The 13,939-nt window shown below is 65.8% G+C and carries 14 protein-coding genes; 7 read left to right on the top strand and 7 right to left on the bottom strand.

Annotated features, from left to right (window positions below):
- Window positions 1-236 precede the first annotated feature (236 nt).
- Both OG393_RS23070 and OG393_RS23065 read left to right on the top strand, forming a co-directional pair.
- Window positions 237-1,139 (top strand): hypothetical protein, encoded by a 903-nt coding sequence (locus tag OG393_RS23070; protein ID WP_327376591.1) that lies wholly within the window; start codon window positions 237-239, stop codon window positions 1,137-1,139.
- Window positions 1,139-1,780 (top strand): hypothetical protein, encoded by a 642-nt coding sequence (locus OG393_RS23065; protein ID WP_327376590.1) that lies wholly within the window; start codon window positions 1,139-1,141, stop codon window positions 1,778-1,780. The genes OG393_RS23070 and OG393_RS23065 overlap by 1 nt, the downstream gene beginning before the upstream one ends.
- A gap of 599 nt (window positions 1,781-2,379) precedes the next feature.
- Here the strand turns inward: OG393_RS23065 and OG393_RS23060 are convergent.
- From OG393_RS23060 to OG393_RS23045, 4 genes are all read right to left on the bottom strand, one after another.
- Window positions 2,380-5,364 carry a tetratricopeptide repeat protein gene (locus tag OG393_RS23060; protein ID WP_327376589.1) on the bottom strand — a complete coding sequence of 995 codons (2,985 nt, stop codon included), beginning with the start codon at window positions 5,362-5,364 and terminating at the stop codon, window positions 2,380-2,382.
- Window positions 5,365-5,400: 36 nt separating this feature from the next.
- Window positions 5,401-5,754: a hypothetical protein gene (locus OG393_RS23055; protein WP_327376588.1), complete on the bottom strand. Its 354-nt coding sequence runs from the start codon at window positions 5,752-5,754 to the stop codon at window positions 5,401-5,403.
- Window positions 5,755-6,255: 501 nt separating this feature from the next.
- Window positions 6,256-6,684 carry a hypothetical protein gene (locus tag OG393_RS23050; RefSeq protein ID WP_063890612.1) on the bottom strand — a complete coding sequence of 143 codons (429 nt, stop codon included), beginning with the start codon at window positions 6,682-6,684 and terminating at the stop codon, window positions 6,256-6,258.
- A gap of 67 nt (window positions 6,685-6,751) precedes the next feature.
- Window positions 6,752-6,949, bottom strand: coding sequence for a hypothetical protein (locus OG393_RS23045; RefSeq protein ID WP_037923936.1), 198 nt, complete (start codon window positions 6,947-6,949; stop codon window positions 6,752-6,754).
- Between the two features lie 1,361 nt (window positions 6,950-8,310).
- On the opposite strand from OG393_RS23045, the gene OG393_RS23040 reads away from it, so the two are divergent.
- The 3 genes from OG393_RS23040 (at window position 8,311) to OG393_RS23030 (ending at window position 10,636) form a co-directional block, all read left to right on the top strand.
- Entirely contained in the window at window positions 8,311-9,222 is a 912-nt protein-coding gene (locus tag OG393_RS23040) for a hypothetical protein (protein ID WP_327376587.1), read from the top strand.
- 92 nt (window positions 9,223-9,314) lie between these two features.
- The gene (locus OG393_RS23035) at window positions 9,315-9,842 is read left to right on the top strand and encodes an HNH endonuclease (protein WP_327376586.1); all 528 of its coding nucleotides are present in this window, start codon (window positions 9,315-9,317) and stop codon (window positions 9,840-9,842) included.
- A gap of 53 nt (window positions 9,843-9,895) precedes the next feature.
- Entirely contained in the window at window positions 9,896-10,636 is a 741-nt protein-coding gene (locus tag OG393_RS23030) for a TIGR02391 family protein (protein WP_327376585.1), read from the top strand.
- Here OG393_RS23030 and OG393_RS23025 read toward each other — a convergent pair.
- Window positions 10,620-11,480: an NTP transferase domain-containing protein gene (locus tag OG393_RS23025; RefSeq protein ID WP_327376584.1), complete on the bottom strand. Its 861-nt coding sequence runs from the start codon at window positions 11,478-11,480 to the stop codon at window positions 10,620-10,622. The two genes, OG393_RS23030 and OG393_RS23025, sit on opposite strands and share 17 nt — an antisense overlap.
- 44 nt (window positions 11,481-11,524) lie before the next feature.
- On the opposite strand from OG393_RS23025, the gene OG393_RS23020 reads away from it, so the two are divergent.
- Window positions 11,525-11,953, top strand: coding sequence for an NUDIX hydrolase (locus OG393_RS23020; RefSeq protein ID WP_327376583.1), 429 nt, complete (start codon window positions 11,525-11,527; stop codon window positions 11,951-11,953).
- Here the strand turns inward: OG393_RS23020 and OG393_RS23015 are convergent.
- Both OG393_RS23015 and OG393_RS23010 read right to left on the bottom strand, forming a co-directional pair.
- Complete coding sequence (locus OG393_RS23015) at window positions 11,920-12,462, bottom strand: vitamin K epoxide reductase family protein (RefSeq protein WP_327376582.1); 543 nt, start codon at window positions 12,460-12,462, stop codon at window positions 11,920-11,922. The genes OG393_RS23020 and OG393_RS23015 overlap by 34 nt on opposite strands.
- A gap of 136 nt (window positions 12,463-12,598) precedes the next feature.
- Window positions 12,599-13,057: a pyridoxamine 5'-phosphate oxidase family protein gene (locus OG393_RS23010; protein WP_327376581.1), complete on the bottom strand. Its 459-nt coding sequence runs from the start codon at window positions 13,055-13,057 to the stop codon at window positions 12,599-12,601.
- Between the two features lie 606 nt (window positions 13,058-13,663).
- Between OG393_RS23010 and OG393_RS23005 the strand changes: the two genes are divergently transcribed.
- On the top strand, window positions 13,664-13,897 hold the full coding sequence (locus tag OG393_RS23005) for a DUF397 domain-containing protein (RefSeq protein ID WP_327376580.1): 234 nt from the start codon (window positions 13,664-13,666) through the stop codon (window positions 13,895-13,897).
- Window positions 13,898-13,939 lie beyond the last annotated feature (42 nt).

Raw genomic sequence — 13,939 nt, 5'->3', positions numbered from 1 at the left:
CTGCGGCCAGTCCGGCCGCGCGCTCGCCTTCGCCGAGGGACACCAACGACTGCACCCAGTTCATTGCAGGTTTGGACGCGATCCTGGTACCCCCACTCGGCCGGCTGGTCGGGGACGAGGCCCACCCTCGTCATCGGCGACACGGGATACAGCTCCTGTCCATCTTCGCTGCGAGGCCGGATTGTCGGACCCGGCTCATAGGCTGTCGTCGGTGCATCGGGTGCAGGGAGGGCTTCATGGCACACCAGCTGTCGTACGAGCAGCGGATAGCTCTGCTCAACAAGTGGAAGAACCCGCCGGGTCCGTCCGAGAAGCTCCGGCTGGAACGCGCGGAGCGCATGGTGCGCGCCGCGATCGCCCAGTACGCGCCCTTCCAGGGGCTCGCGATCGCGGTCGACCCGAAGGGCTCATACTCCAACAACACCAACGTCCGCAGCGACAGCGACGTGGACATCAAGGTGCAGATGAACGAGTGCTTCTTCTACGACGGTGCTTCATGGCTCGCCAAGCCCGACCGGTACTCGGGGCAATGGACGCCGGAGAAGCTCCGGGCTGAGGTGGAACAGGCGCTTGTCCAGCACTTCGGTGCCATCGACACGGACCACAACATCGCCTTCAACGTGCCGGAGGTCGCCGGCAGCCGCCCCAGCACCGACGTCGTCCCGTGCTTCAAGTACGTCCTCTACGACAGCACCGCCGTCGGCGGGCACTACGAGGGGAGTGTCGTCTACGGACGCGATGGCAAGAAGATCGTCAACTGGCCCGAGCTCCAGCTGACCAACGGTCGTACGAAGAACACCAACACCAAGCTGCGGTACAAGTTCGTCGTCCGTGTTCTGAAGAACGTCGAGAATGACCTTGCGGCTCATGGGGTGATCAAGGCGCTGCCGTCGTACTTCTCGGAGTGTCTGATCTACAACGTGCCAGACCACGCCTTCCTCAATGGCGGCTTCGACGACGCCGTCCAGGCGAGCCTGCGGGAAGTACACCGCCAGCTTACGAGCACCTGGTTCGGTGCTCAGGGCATGATGGAGCCGAACGGCGTGAAGAAGGTCTTCGGCGAAGGCCAGAAGTGGGACCGGAAGGACGCACGCGATCTGATCGAGGGCGCCTGGCACTACCTCGGCTACGGGAGCTGATGATGAACACAGCGACCACCATCCGCACCGGCGCCACCATCGCCGCCACCCTCTACACGGTCGTACTGGTCGTACTGGGCCTGTACCCGTCCGAGTTCCGGTACCTCTTCGCGTACATCCCGGCCGTCGTCGGCTACGGCGTGCTCGTCTTCGACAAGTGGGCCTGGCACTGGCCTGTCATCCACCGCCTCACCGGCCGCCCCTGGGTCACTGGTACCTGGCGCGTGATCCTCTCCCCGAGTCCGGAAAGCCACATCCCCGAGGGGGGAAACCGGGGTCCGATCACCACGTACATGACGATCGAGCAGACCTACTGGAGCTTGCACGCGACGCTCCGCACGAAGGAGAGCACCTCGCGGTCGAGCAACGCCACCGTCGGGGCGCCCGAGAACTCCGGATCTGCCGAGATCGGTTTCCTATACGACAACACGCCCCGCGTGGAGCATCAGAACCGGAGCCCACGGCACGAAGGGGCCTGCCGCATAGCAGTGACCGGCCTCAGGCCCAAGGCCGCTACCGGGCACTACTACACCAGCCGATTCACCGCCGGCGACATGGACTTCACCCTACTCAACCACTCCACCGACTACGGCACCTTCGCCGAGGCGCAGGCCGCCGATCCTGAGCACTCAGACAACTGACCGCGTCAGATGCCGGAAGACCCGGGCCAGTGTCGTCACCAGCCAGGGCTTCACCCACGTCCGGCTGGCGAGAGCCGAGGACGGCGGCGGCCGCAACGGGCAAGGGCTTGTTCCAAGCGCTCTGGATGGCGTCCGCCAGCGCTCGCAATCCGCCGGTACCGCCGCCGCCGACCGTCTACGCGGCCCGGACGATGAGTCGCGCGGCAGGGCCCTGGTCAAGCAGATCGGCCGTGATGGCCGCGCCGAGCATGGCCTTGCTGGCGTGCTCGTGAGCGAGGACCGGCTGCGGAGCAGGGGGGCGTGGGTCTGGACGGCCAGCTGCCGGATTTCGGCCGAGGGCACCGGTGATCTTCTGCCTGGACAAACGCCCCAACGCTTGCCCACTGAACCCTGCCATCAGTCTTGTGGCTGATCGTTCCCTTGCCCGCCCGCGGGGCCGACCCACCACCACCGACTGACTTCGGGCCAACGCCGCGGACGACGACTTACGAAAGCGCGTAGGCGGGCCTCCTGCGGCATCGGCGACGGTGCGCGCTCGTCGAACGCGGTGAAGAAGGCAGTCGAGCCACACCGTTCCAGCGGGACGGACGGCCAGTTCGTCATACCAAGGGCCGCTGTTTTGCCACCCTGCGCCACTGTTCCAAGCTGTACTGAACTGTCTGGGTGTCAGGATGATCGGGGCCAAGGATCCGTGCCTCATCCTTCAGCAACCTTACGAGAGCGTCCACTGCGGCGGTTGGATTTCCTGCCAGTCCTTGCATAACCGCGAGATCGTGACGAGTGGTCAATGGGTCAGGATGGTCCGGCCCCAGGATTCGCAGCCTCTCCTCCAGCAACACCTCAAGAGCAGCGACTGCACTGGCCAGCTCCCCTGCCAGTCCTTGCATGACGGCGAGATCGTGGCGAGTGATCAATAGGTCGGGATGGTTCGGTCCCAGGATTCGCAGCCTGTCCTCCAGCAACAGCTCAAGAGCAGCTACTGCGCTGACTGGATCCCCGGCTTGCCCTCTCCATCTAGCGAGGTTGTTGCGACAAGTGAGTGTGGAAGGGTGGTCAGGACCAATAGTACGAAGCTGATCTTCGAGTAGCTTTTCCAGGGCATCCACAGCAGCATGCAGGTCTCCCGCCAGACTCCGCATGAAGGCAAGATTGCCTCGGCAAGTAAGCGTGTGAGGGTGGTCTTTGCCCAGTACCCGAAGCATGTGATCGAGCAGTTTCTCCAAGTCGTCTGCGGCGGCTGCTGGATCCGCTATCTGCCCTTTCCAATTGGCCAGCACGCCTCGGGCGATGAGCGTCGACGGGTGGTCGGGGCCCAGCACTCGCAGCGTCTGCCCTAGCGATTGCTCAATGGCTTCTCCAGCGCCAGCAGGGTCGCCCGCTTCGCCTCTCCAGTGCGCCAAGTTGTAAGTGGCAGCCATGAATTCGGGGTGATCAGCTCCAAAGACTCGCAGCATGTGCTGCAGCAGCTGCTCCATGTCATCTGCAGCTCTAGCTGGGTCCCCCGCCAAGCCCCGAGAGTGCGCGAGGGCGCCGCGTGTGGCCAGAGTGTCTGGGTCGTCTGGGCCGAAAAGGCGCAGTTGGTCCTTCAATAGGGATTCAAGAGCGTCTGCCGCGCCAGCCGGATTTCCGGCTTCACCCTTCCAGCGAGCGAGGGCACCGCGTGTCGTGAGGGTATGAGGGTGGTCCGGCCCCTGCACGCGCAGCCGGTCCTGGAGGAGAGCTTCTGCCACAGCAACGGCACCAGCCGCGTCCCCTGCCGCCCCTTGAAACATGGCGAGGTGATCACGGGAGGTTAGGGTGTATGGGTGGTCGGCACCGATGGAATGCAACATCTGCTCCATTAGTTGCCGGAAGGCGTCTGCGGCGCCCGCGGCATCGCCGGCCTGTCCTTGCCACTGGGCCTGGTTGCCCCTGGCGGCCAGGGTGCTGGGGTGATCGGGGCCCAGACGACCGGTGACGGTCTGAACGAGGTGCTCGAAGTAGTCGCGGGCAGCCCTTACCTGGCCGGTCTCTCCAAGACTCCTCCCGACCCGGAACAATACGTCGTGTGCATCGCGGTAAAAGAGAGCCTCTTCGGCGCACTGGCTCAGCGCCTTGCTGCTGGCTCGCAGGGATTCCTCAAGCCGAATATCACGGGGCACGCCGGGCCACGCCGATACCAGCGCATCAGCGGCTGCTCTTGCGGCCTGAGCGTGTTGTTCGCGAGTGAGATCATCACGAACGGCGCGTTGGATCAACTGGTGGGCGCGGACAGCTTGATGTGGTGTCTGAGGAACATGCTCGATCAGGCTGAGCCGGTGCAGAGCCCTGAGGACGAGGATCGCGTCCTGAGCCGACACACTTCCTGGAGACTCTGTGGTGCCTTCTTGCCCGGTGGTGCGGTGTTGGGCGAGATAGGCGATGGCCGATGGACCATTCAGGACGCTGCCGGGAATGCCGTCTGTCCCGAGCATGGCCACCAAGTGAAGCATAGGTCGGGCAAGAGCTATGGGGCGGAGCGTATCGGCACGGTCGATGGACAGCGACCATGCGGCGCTGACAGGGGCAGCGTGGTCATCGGGCAAAGCGTCAGGGGCGGTATCCGCGAGGTTGGTTGCCCGATCGGCCAGGAGCGCACGGTACGCGGCACAGCCGAGGCCAGTGTCGATGAGGTACGCGGCGGCCTGGGCCAGGGCAAGAGGGAGAAGTCCGAGATCACGCGCCAAGGCCGTGAGCTGTTCAACGGGTTCTTGTCGGCCACAGACGGATAGAGACCGGACCAAGTAGGCAACTGCCTGCGCTTCAGTGAACAGGCCGACATGGATGAGGTGACGGCCGTCTCCCGACAGGGCTGCGTCACGACGGCGGGTTGTAACCAGGAGGCGGCCGTGAGGGCTGGCCTGCGGCCACAAGTCGCGTAGGTCATTCGGGTCAGCTACGTCGTCCAGGACGATCATCCACCGGCATGGCGTCGCCCCGGCTTTCGGTGTCAGCCACGCCAGAAACGTCTGCGCAGCCCCTTCTGGGTCATCGGGGTCGGCCCGGCACAGTTCGACGCCGGCCTGCGCGTATCCGGTCACGACGGACGAGCGGGCGCTCGCGGTGACCCAGACCAGGACGTCCAGGCTGCCGTCCTGCCATGCAGTGCGAGCGTAATCGGCGGCGAGCTGGGTCTTGCCTACCCCTCCCATACCGGTGAGCACCTGCCCCAGCACAGCCGTGCCGCCGTTGGCGACCACCGCCCGCAGTTGGTCGGACTCGGCACGGTATTGGAAGGAGTGAGCGCGGGAAGGGAGCACGCCCACCTGGTGCGGCCAAGAGGCCGGCTCGCGGGGCGCGCGCTGCTGCACCATGGTCAAATGGCCGGCACTCACCTGGTAGATGTAGCCAGTATTTGCGAAACCGCCCTCAGCAGCCCGCGCGTCCCCTGTGTCGGATACCCATATCGGATCAGTCGGGATGCCGTCCGTCCCTGGCGCCGGCCCTCGGTAGCCGGTCACCGCCATGGCGCCGGCCGCAGCCGTGGCGTTCCCCGTATCGGTGACCACCACGTGCGTATCTGCGGCTCCGATGGGGTCCTCTGCGCGCTTGCCCCCAGTGGTCACGCGACCGTTCCCTCTTTCTGCGGCCCAGCTGGTCTGTCAGCTGTAGTCGATACCACTGATGGCGCTGCTGTCATTGCCCGTGGCGGTGGCATTCCCCGTACCTTCCGCCTTCGCGGACCCACTGCCCCGTCCCTTCGGTCGCCTCACACCCGTCACGGCCGTGCCCCCACCACTCGCCCGGGCTTGTCCGGTATCCACCGCGGTGTCATCCGTGTGGTTGCCTCCGGGTTGGAGCAGCGCCCAGACCAAGGCTGCGATGCCTACGGCGGCCTGGATAGAGGCCCCCGTCAGCTGTCCCGCATCGGGACTGTTCAGCAGCCAGATCAGCGGCGTGGAGAGGACTCCGGCCGCCGCCAGCACGATGACCGTGATCTTCCATACCTGCGACATGGGCAACTCCTCTCACCCCACGCGACCGCCGCGATAGGGCTGATGAATCCACCACCGCTTACCTCGCACTGGTTTCCTCCTGGGTAAGGATCGCATCCTGCTGGACCGCGGTTCCGGTGGTTACACCGTGGAGCTCGCGCGAGAAGTCGCCGATGTCCACGACGCAGACCTGCTCACCGTGTTGCTCACCGAACAGGGCGATAGCTCTGGCGGCTTCGGCCTCAACTCGGACGGCGGGGGCATCAAGGGCTCGTGGCCTCTGACGGCCTGCTCGATGGCGGTGAGCTGCTCCGTGGTGGGGGCGCGAAGTGGGCGAAGTCGAAGCGGAGTCGTCGGGCTCCACAAGAGAGCCCTGCTGGCAACTGCATGAAGTCGCATGCGTGCGTCCCCGAGAGCGGTACGACCACCGACGGGCCGATGCATACCGAATAAGCCAGTCGAACTCGTCAGCCAAGCGGCGAGTCGGATATGCCAGCAGAACCACCTGTCACGTCCTGCCAGTCAAGCGGCAACGGTCTTCTTCTTGACGCCCTTGCTCGACGCCTTGGGCGCGAGCTGTGCAATCCGCTGGTGTGTGACGCCGAGCATGCGACCAGCCTCGGCCTGCGTCAGCCCAAGGCCGACGAGTGTCTTTGCTGCTCGTGTCATTGCGGCGCGGCGGCGGGTCTCCGCCTCCTGTACGGCAGCGTCGGCCTCTTCAGCCTCCCGCACGACCTCGAACATCGCAGGGTCGGCCGGGATCAGGTCGACGGTGTAGACGACCGGATCGTCCTCGATGTCCAGAACGAGGCTGACCAGATCTCGTGCGTTCTCGTGCGCCTCGGTCCAGGTCAGGCCCTGCGTGACGTTCTGCTCTCCCTTTGGAAGGCCGTCGATGGTCACGACCCAGAAGCGTCCCTGACGCTCTGCTGTTGCCTTGTGCGTGGTCATTCAGTGCGCCCCTTTTTCCGCTCAGTTCGATGATGTGGAGACGGTTGGCCCGGACGGCCGAGGGGACTCACGCCCCCTCGGCCGTCCGGATGATCGATGCGGCAGTGCCCTCCGCGATCTCGGAGTGCCGGGGGACATGGACCTTGACGGCGCCGATCCTGTACGTCTCGTGCCGACCGCGTCCGCTACCTTCCGGCCCCGTGAAGTCAACCTCCTTCTCAGCTGCGATCTGCTTCAGCCGTTTCATGAGGTCTCTTCGCTTCACGAAGCAATTCTAATCGGACTTGAGTCAAGACTCAAGTCCGATTAGAACTAAGGGAGACCCCCTATGGGTCACCGAACTGCAGCGATGCGCCGCAGCTCCTTCCACAGAACGGCATCGGGTTCGAGACCCCGGCGAAACACCGCGGGCGGAACATCCCCGCGACCGCGGGGGATGCCACGGGAGACAAGCTGTCCGACCTGTTCGCCACCACGAGTGACCAGCCGTGGACCTCATCGGCTACACCGGGGCCCACCTCAAGGAAGCCCACATGATCACCGGTGACGCCTAGACCGGCCGCGACATCGCCTTCGTCGCCGACATCAGCGGAACTCGCGTTCCCGGGCACGGGCACTGTGGAAATGATCTACCCGTCAGCCTCAACACAGAAGTAGGACAGTCCCCGACGCCTGCCGGCAGAACCTGACCCAGCGGACAGGCAGAAAGCGGGTATCCGACCCGATGTGCGGCGCGTCACACGCAGGAGCCGTGGGATCACCATGGGATCATCCTCATGACTTCACACTCACGTTCCACCGAAAGCCCCAGGTCAAGCCGGTTTAAGCCCGGCAAGACAGACCAGAGGCACCCGTTTCGCCACACCAATGCGAGGCGATCGCCACACGCGAAGACACCCCCCTCAGGGCGTTTTCGCAGGTCAGAACGTTTTTCTAGGGTGGGGCGGGTGGGACTCGAACCCAATTCAGTGACGCGTCTCACCTGCAACGATGCCAAAGGATCGGACATATATATCCGTTTCCATCCGGCTGCGTCCTCCTCGATCCTGCTCGATCGAGAACCGTTCGGCGTTCGCCGCACCACTTTCTCTGCGTCCCGCACCCCACCGCACCCGCGGAGCTTCGGAGAACTCCGCCCGCCAGCGTCCTCACTTCACTGCGCGAGTCGCCATGGGCTCCCCACGCTCTGCCCCCCATGCTCGCCCACTGCGCGCAGTTACTCTGTGTAGTGCCGCGCTGGGGGCTCGGGCGTCTACACGTTGAACGTCCTCACCCTAGCCGCCGGCTGCTGGGCGACCTTCGGGCCGCCACAGCGAGTCGTCGGTTCAGCGGATCAGGTGGTTGAGCCCCACCGTGACGGCCGTGGTCACAGCAGCTCCCCCGGCGACACGGAGGATATGTGTGAGGATGCCCTTCCGCCATGCCGGGCGGTGATCCCGTACCGGGCGGCGCCGGATGGGGTAGCGCGTACGGTGATACATGGGCCCTCCAAGGGTGCCAGGCCCTCGTGCCGCCGACTTTGCGAGAGGGAGCGGCGCGAGGGCGTTTCGTTGCTCCTCACTTTGGGCCAGCGGAGCCCGAGAAGTCCCGCTCGATCGCCCTCTATCTCGGTGTAAGTTCCAGCCCATGACAGACCAGCCGGGCGAGTGGTCGGCCGGGACGGCTGACGACCTGGTGGAGGATGCCCGCTCCCTCGGGATCAAGCTCAGTCCGCGGACGGTCACCGACTACGTCGAGGTGGGTCTCCTCGCACCTCCGCTCTACCGGAAGACAACGCAACGGGGCAGCGACCGCCGGATCTATCCGCCGGAGCAGCGTCGGCTGTTCTACGAGCTGAACGCGGCCAAACTCAGATCACCAATCGCACGCGTCCCTCACCGGACCATGATTCCCGTGGTCCTGTACGTCTGGTGCATGAACGACACCATCGTCCCGGACGGCCAAGCCCGTAGGGCACTTCAGACCTGGGCGCAAAGCGTCGGCATCAACTCCGGACCGCGCCGTAGGAGCACCGCGAACAAGGTCGTCGCTCAGTTCGCAGATCCGGCGGCGACCAGCGGTCAGCGCCGGATCGCGGAACAGTGGATCCGCGCCGGGGAGGAAAGCCGGAGGCCGGACTTCGACAACATCGCGGCCGCTCTCAGCACCGTCGCCAGTCCGTGGCGAGCGCGGGGACTCCCCGAGATCGTTCGCGGCTTCGGGCCTGCGGTCGCGCCCATCACCACGGATCAGGCCGTGGCGATGTGGGACCTTCAGTTGCAGGTCAACGACATCCTGGCCTTCGAGGCGGTGTCTGAGCACCTCCTCCGTCGCGCTCGCGAGGAGCACCGGGAGAACTGGCAGGAGTATCAGGGTGTTCGCGCTGACTGGGCTTCGCAGGCCGGCGCCATGGCGGACATCTTCGAGTTGCCGACCGACCAGGAGCAGGCTGCTCGGCAGCAGGTCAACGGCTTCGTCACGGTTCTCGGAAACACCCTCGATCTCGCACAGCCGACTTTCGCCCGCGCCCAAGCGAGGGCCAAGGCCCGCATCCGTTAGCAACTGGGCTGCCACGCAGCGAACGCGTCGAGTGTCTGAATCACAGGGGGCAAAGGGTGGGGAGAAAGCGACAGCCCACATGGGTCTGTCTCATGGTCCTGTCGGCGAATGAGGGGAAGTGTGTCTACTGCGGCGACGCAGCCGAGACGATGGACCACGTCATACCCTGGTCCAGGGGTGGGCTGGATCACTACTACAACCTGGTTCCGGCCTGCGACAGGTGCAACGATACGAAGAACGACAAAACCCCAATCGAATGGGCAGTGCAGAGGGAATTCCGGGAGCGCTGGCCGCTACGAACCAGACGACGGAACAAACACACGCTCCGGGGTGCGTTCGAAGAAGCGCAACAGGTCTGCTCGGAGCTACTGGATCACCTCGACGTGGTTCAGGCTGAGATCACAGATCTTCGCCGGAGTGACTGGTTCTTCGAGCGCTACTGGGGACCTCGATCATCCGACTCGATGTTGATCAGCTTCATGCGGAGTTGGGCGGCGGCCTCCATCGCGGAGGCGAAGGCCAACGGCTGGGCCCTCCCGCCGAAGCCAAAGCCGAAGCGCTACCGCGTGACCCGGAAGTACCTTGGGCAGGTCCTGGAGGAGATCCCGGACGACGAGTAAAGGCTGATGGAAACCCGCTGCGTGCGGCGGCGCCGACGGACTATCTTCACGACGTGACCGCGAACGCTACGCCGCCGATCCCGGCGAACGCCCTGCGCACCCTCCCCACCCCTGAGCTGGGGATGCTCCTACTCGAACGTCTGGCCAAGGAGACGTACTTCCTGCCGCAGAACATCACGGCGGAAGCGCGGATGTCGTTCAAGGGAGAGCCGGATGAGGCAGAGCTCTTGGACCGCGTCTGTGAAGCCTGGGCATGGGTGGAGTCCAAGGCGCTCGTCAGCCAAGTCGGCAGCAGGACCAGCGACTTCCGCCGCGTAACGACGGACGGCCGCAAGCTCGTCGCTGACCCCTCTGCGCTGGTCAAACTGGCCGCCGCTGACCGTCTGGCTGGACCGATGCACCCTGCCTTGGAAGGGCATGTGCGGACGAACTTCCACCTCGGCCAGTACGAGATTGCCTGCTTCGCGGCGATGAAGGAAGTCGAGGTGGCGGTGCGCGACACCGCTGGACTCGGGCATTCCGAGATCGGGGTGAACCTCATGCGCACCGCCTTCAAGCCCCACAACAACGGGGCTGGCGGCGGCGCGCTGGCTGACGCCGGGGCCGAGGGTGGCGAGCAACTGGCGATGTCATCCCTCTTCGCCGGCGCGATCGGGCTGTTCAAGAACCCGGCGAGTCACCGCACGGTGACATTCGACGACCCCATGGAAGCGGCTGAGGTCATCCAGCTGGCCGACCTCCTCCTTCGCCTCGTGGACAAGGCCAAGGTCCGCGAGGTCAAGACCGAGGCATAGCCAAAGGAACGTCGTCGCCTTGTACGGCTCCTCCGGGGCTCGAGAGACCGAGGTCCGTGAAGGGCTGTGTGCTGGTGACCACGTCGACGCGATTGGATCGTGCGTAAGAGGCCAGTGCCAGGGAGAGCTTCGGCTCGCTGGTGCTGCTCCGCCCGGCTATGGCGAGGTGGTCCAGCAGATCCGGCGTCACGCGCAGCCGGCCATGGAGGAGTCGCAGGTTGGCAGTACCACGCTCCGCTTCCAGTCGGGCCGCCTGCTGTCGGTCGGGCTTCTCGATCAAGCCAGCCATCCTCAGAACGGGTCCCTCGCCCGCGCAGACGATCACTCCGTGGTTGCTCGCCGCGTCCACGTCGAAGGGTGCGGCCAATACGGCGGCGGTGTCCAGCGGGGTCTCCGTGAGCGCAGACAGTGCCGCGTGGGTCGGGTCGACGTTGTCAGCGAAGACAACGTAGAACTCCCCCGTGCGCAAATGTTCGGCACCGTTGAGCACGGACGTGACGTCGGCGTACCTGCCGCGTTGGGCGATGAAGTCGACACGAAGGTGGTCGGCCGGCCGGGGCTTGACCGGCAGCTGATTGGTGAGCGCCCGGTAGCGCGCTAAGGCTCCCGGGGCCAGGACCTGACGGGTCCAGTCGATCAGCGGCGTGTAGTACGGGTGGTGGACCACGACGGCACGGTCACTGCCGATGGCGGCGACCTCGTCCACGATGTGCGCGAGGCCAGGCCGGCCACACACCGGCCGAAGCTCCTTGGGGAAGTACGGTGACCAGCTGCCCACGCGGGTACCCAATCCCCCGGCGGCGATCACCACAGGTGGCGCCGCAGAGGTTGATCGCAGATTCATCAGTGTCCCCTTCGGTCCGGTCCACCGAGCGATAACGTCGGTGGATGCATACACGCGTGACGGGCATCGTCATCGAGGACGGCAAGGTCCTTCTGCTGAACCAGGACACCGACGGCCCCAGGACCTGGTCCCTGCCGGGAGGCAAGGTCGAGGACGGCGAGACCCTGGAAGATGCGCTGGTCAGGGAGATGCGGGAGGAGACCGGCGTCGAGGTCGAAGTGGGCCGGCTGCTGTACCTGTGCGATAACACCGGTGCTCACGTCGTTCACATCACCTTCGAGGCCCGACTCGTGGGTGGGCAGATCGGAGCGGTTACGGAGGGCGCGGACACCCGACCGATTCGGGGCGTCGAGTTCGTAGCGCTAGATGATCTGCCCGCCCGTGGCTTCAGCGACGTGTTCGTGAAGTTGTGCCGGGACGGCTTCCCGGGCGCCGGGTCCTACATGGGGCCGAAGTCCGCCATCGGGCTATGAGTAGCCCAGCGAACTGAGTAACAAGCGGTCGAGCCCGCCCGGCGTGGTCTGGGCGGAGCTGTCGGCGGCGTCGACCCACTGATTGAGCTGGTGCGCCAGCTCCCACGCCCCGAGCCGAGCGGCGTGGCGAGGTTGATCCCGAGCCAGAACCATCCCCGCATCCTCGCGCCGGCCAAGGCGGCGCAGCCGACGGCGGCGAGGGCCGGGTAGAGCAGGAGCCCGAGCAGGGGGTTGGGGAAGCCGAACACGGCTGCTTGCCCGCTGCTCATCACGCTCGTGCAGGACAGGATCGGGCTGAGGTTGCACGAGGGAGCGAAGTGTGGGTCCTGCAGCAGGCGGAACTTGTCCAGGGTGATCGTGAACGAGGCCACCGTGCCGAGCGCGCTGGTGACGATGAGCAGCCAGGCGAGCCCGGGGCCGGGGCCGGCTGTCCCGGTGCGCCGGTGCGCCGGCCTCACCGGGCGCGGGGCATCGGTCGCGTTGAGGGGTTGAGGGGCGAGGGGTGCCATGGGAAGTCCGTCTGACGAAGGGCAGGGGCACAGCAGGACGCGCGGATGCGCGGCGCGTCCCGCCGTAGGTGTGGGCGCGCACTGCGCCTGGAAGAAGGGGCCGAGAAGGCTGAGGGGGTGCGGGGCTTGCGGTGGGTCAGGCCGTGAGCCGGAAGCCTGCTATCTCCTCCGCGCGGATACGCACCACGCGGTCCGCGGGGTCGGCCGCCCAGGCCGGCAGCAGGTCGCGGTAGCGGGCGAGTTCGCTGGACCCGGTGACGAGGTGGGCGTAGCCGACGGCGACGACACTCCAGCCCAGGTGTGTGTCATGGTCGAGGAGGTCCGCCTCGTAGGCGACGACCACGCCGTGCGCCAGGCCGGAGTGTGCCGCCGGGGTGAGGGCGGGCCAGTCGTGGCTGCGCACGATGATGTCGGCCCCCTCGACCAGATGCGGGGTCGGTCGGATGGCGGGCAGCGCGGAACGGGTGAACACGATCCGGCCCAGCCTCACGCTGCTCAGCAGTCTCCATGCCTCGTCGGGCTCCACCGGCACCGACCGGGACGGCCGCACGGGGCTCGGCGCGGTGCTGCTCCGGGATACGAGTGAGTTGGTCACCCCACACGGCTCCTTCCGGGCCAGAGCGGTCTGACGGGTCAGAGCCGTCCGGCAGGTGAGGGGGACCCGGCGTCGTTCCCGAGCCGCCGGAAGCGGCCACGGTGCTCGCCTCCTGCCCCACAGCGTGACGGGGGTCACGGCGACGCGTACAGGGCCGTTCGGCCCTGCCCCGCGGGACCAACAGGCACCTTGATGGACGTGTTGCACGGGTCCGCCGCCACTGAATGCGGGCGCTCAGAAGCCGCCGGGCCGGCCGTCACACGCACGCCGGTCGTCAGCCGTGTGCAGCATCCGAGCCCCGAAAACAGGCACCAGGAGCATTTCTCCAAGCGGCTCAGGCGGTTCACCTCAGCGCCCTTCGGCCATTCTTCACGGCCCCTCTCACCACCTTCGACCTTAAATCCGATATTCATACTTACGTTTTCTATCCTCACGGAAGCGCCCTTTCGAGGGACAGCGAAACCCCTCCCGGCAGGGCTAGAATCCTGAGAACTTTCGCCAGGACAGGAAATTTTCGCGGCTCGGCGAAAGTGGAGGGGCGGCCCTTCGGGTGGCCGTCGAGGGCAGATCATTGCTGCTGATCAGCAGCAGGAAGACAGGTGAGATGTGAGCGAGGTACCCAACGGCATCGGCGCCGCCGAACTGGCAGGCGCACGCTGGGTGAAGGCCAAGGCGAGCGACGCACTCAACGAGTGCATCGAACTTGCCGCGGTCGGCGAAAACATCGCCATGCGGAACTCCCGCGACCCGAAGGGCCCGGCCCTGATCTTCACAAAGGGGGAGCTGTCTGCTTTCCTGGACGGAGCCGTCAAGGGTGAATTCAACGGGATGACTGTCTGAAATTCCCTGGCCAGGGGTTGCGCTGGGCTGAATGGACGAATA

Origin of the sequence: Streptomyces sp. NBC_01216 (assembly GCF_035994945.1) — a bacterium.
In the GTDB taxonomy this organism is placed as follows: domain Bacteria; phylum Actinomycetota; class Actinomycetes; order Streptomycetales; family Streptomycetaceae; genus Streptomyces.
Note: the sequence above shows the minus strand (reverse complement) of the source record. Positions and strands in the feature narration are given on the sequence as shown.

What these genes read in the sequence shown, in the direction of transcription:
- OG393_RS23015 (WP_327376582.1), bottom strand. Translation starts at nt 12,462, where the DNA reads ATGGCACCCCTCGCCCCTCAACCCCTCAACGCGACCGATGCCCCGCGC.
- OG393_RS23040 (WP_327376587.1), top strand. Translation starts at nt 8,311, where the DNA reads ATGACAGACCAGCCGGGCGAGTGGTCGGCCGGGACGGCTGACGACCTG.
- OG393_RS23065 (WP_327376590.1), top strand. Translation starts at nt 1,139, where the DNA reads ATGATGAACACAGCGACCACCATCCGCACCGGCGCCACCATCGCCGCC.
- OG393_RS23020 (WP_327376583.1), top strand. Translation starts at nt 11,525, where the DNA reads ATGCATACACGCGTGACGGGCATCGTCATCGAGGACGGCAAGGTCCTT.
- OG393_RS23070 (WP_327376591.1), top strand. Translation starts at nt 237, where the DNA reads ATGGCACACCAGCTGTCGTACGAGCAGCGGATAGCTCTGCTCAACAAG.
- OG393_RS23055 (WP_327376588.1), bottom strand. Translation starts at nt 5,754, where the DNA reads ATGTCGCAGGTATGGAAGATCACGGTCATCGTGCTGGCGGCGGCCGGA.
- OG393_RS23035 (WP_327376586.1), top strand. Translation starts at nt 9,315, where the DNA reads ATGGTCCTGTCGGCGAATGAGGGGAAGTGTGTCTACTGCGGCGACGCA.
- OG393_RS23050 (WP_063890612.1), bottom strand. Translation starts at nt 6,684, where the DNA reads ATGACCACGCACAAGGCAACAGCAGAGCGTCAGGGACGCTTCTGGGTC.
- OG393_RS23025 (WP_327376584.1), bottom strand. Translation starts at nt 11,480, where the DNA reads ATGAATCTGCGATCAACCTCTGCGGCGCCACCTGTGGTGATCGCCGCC.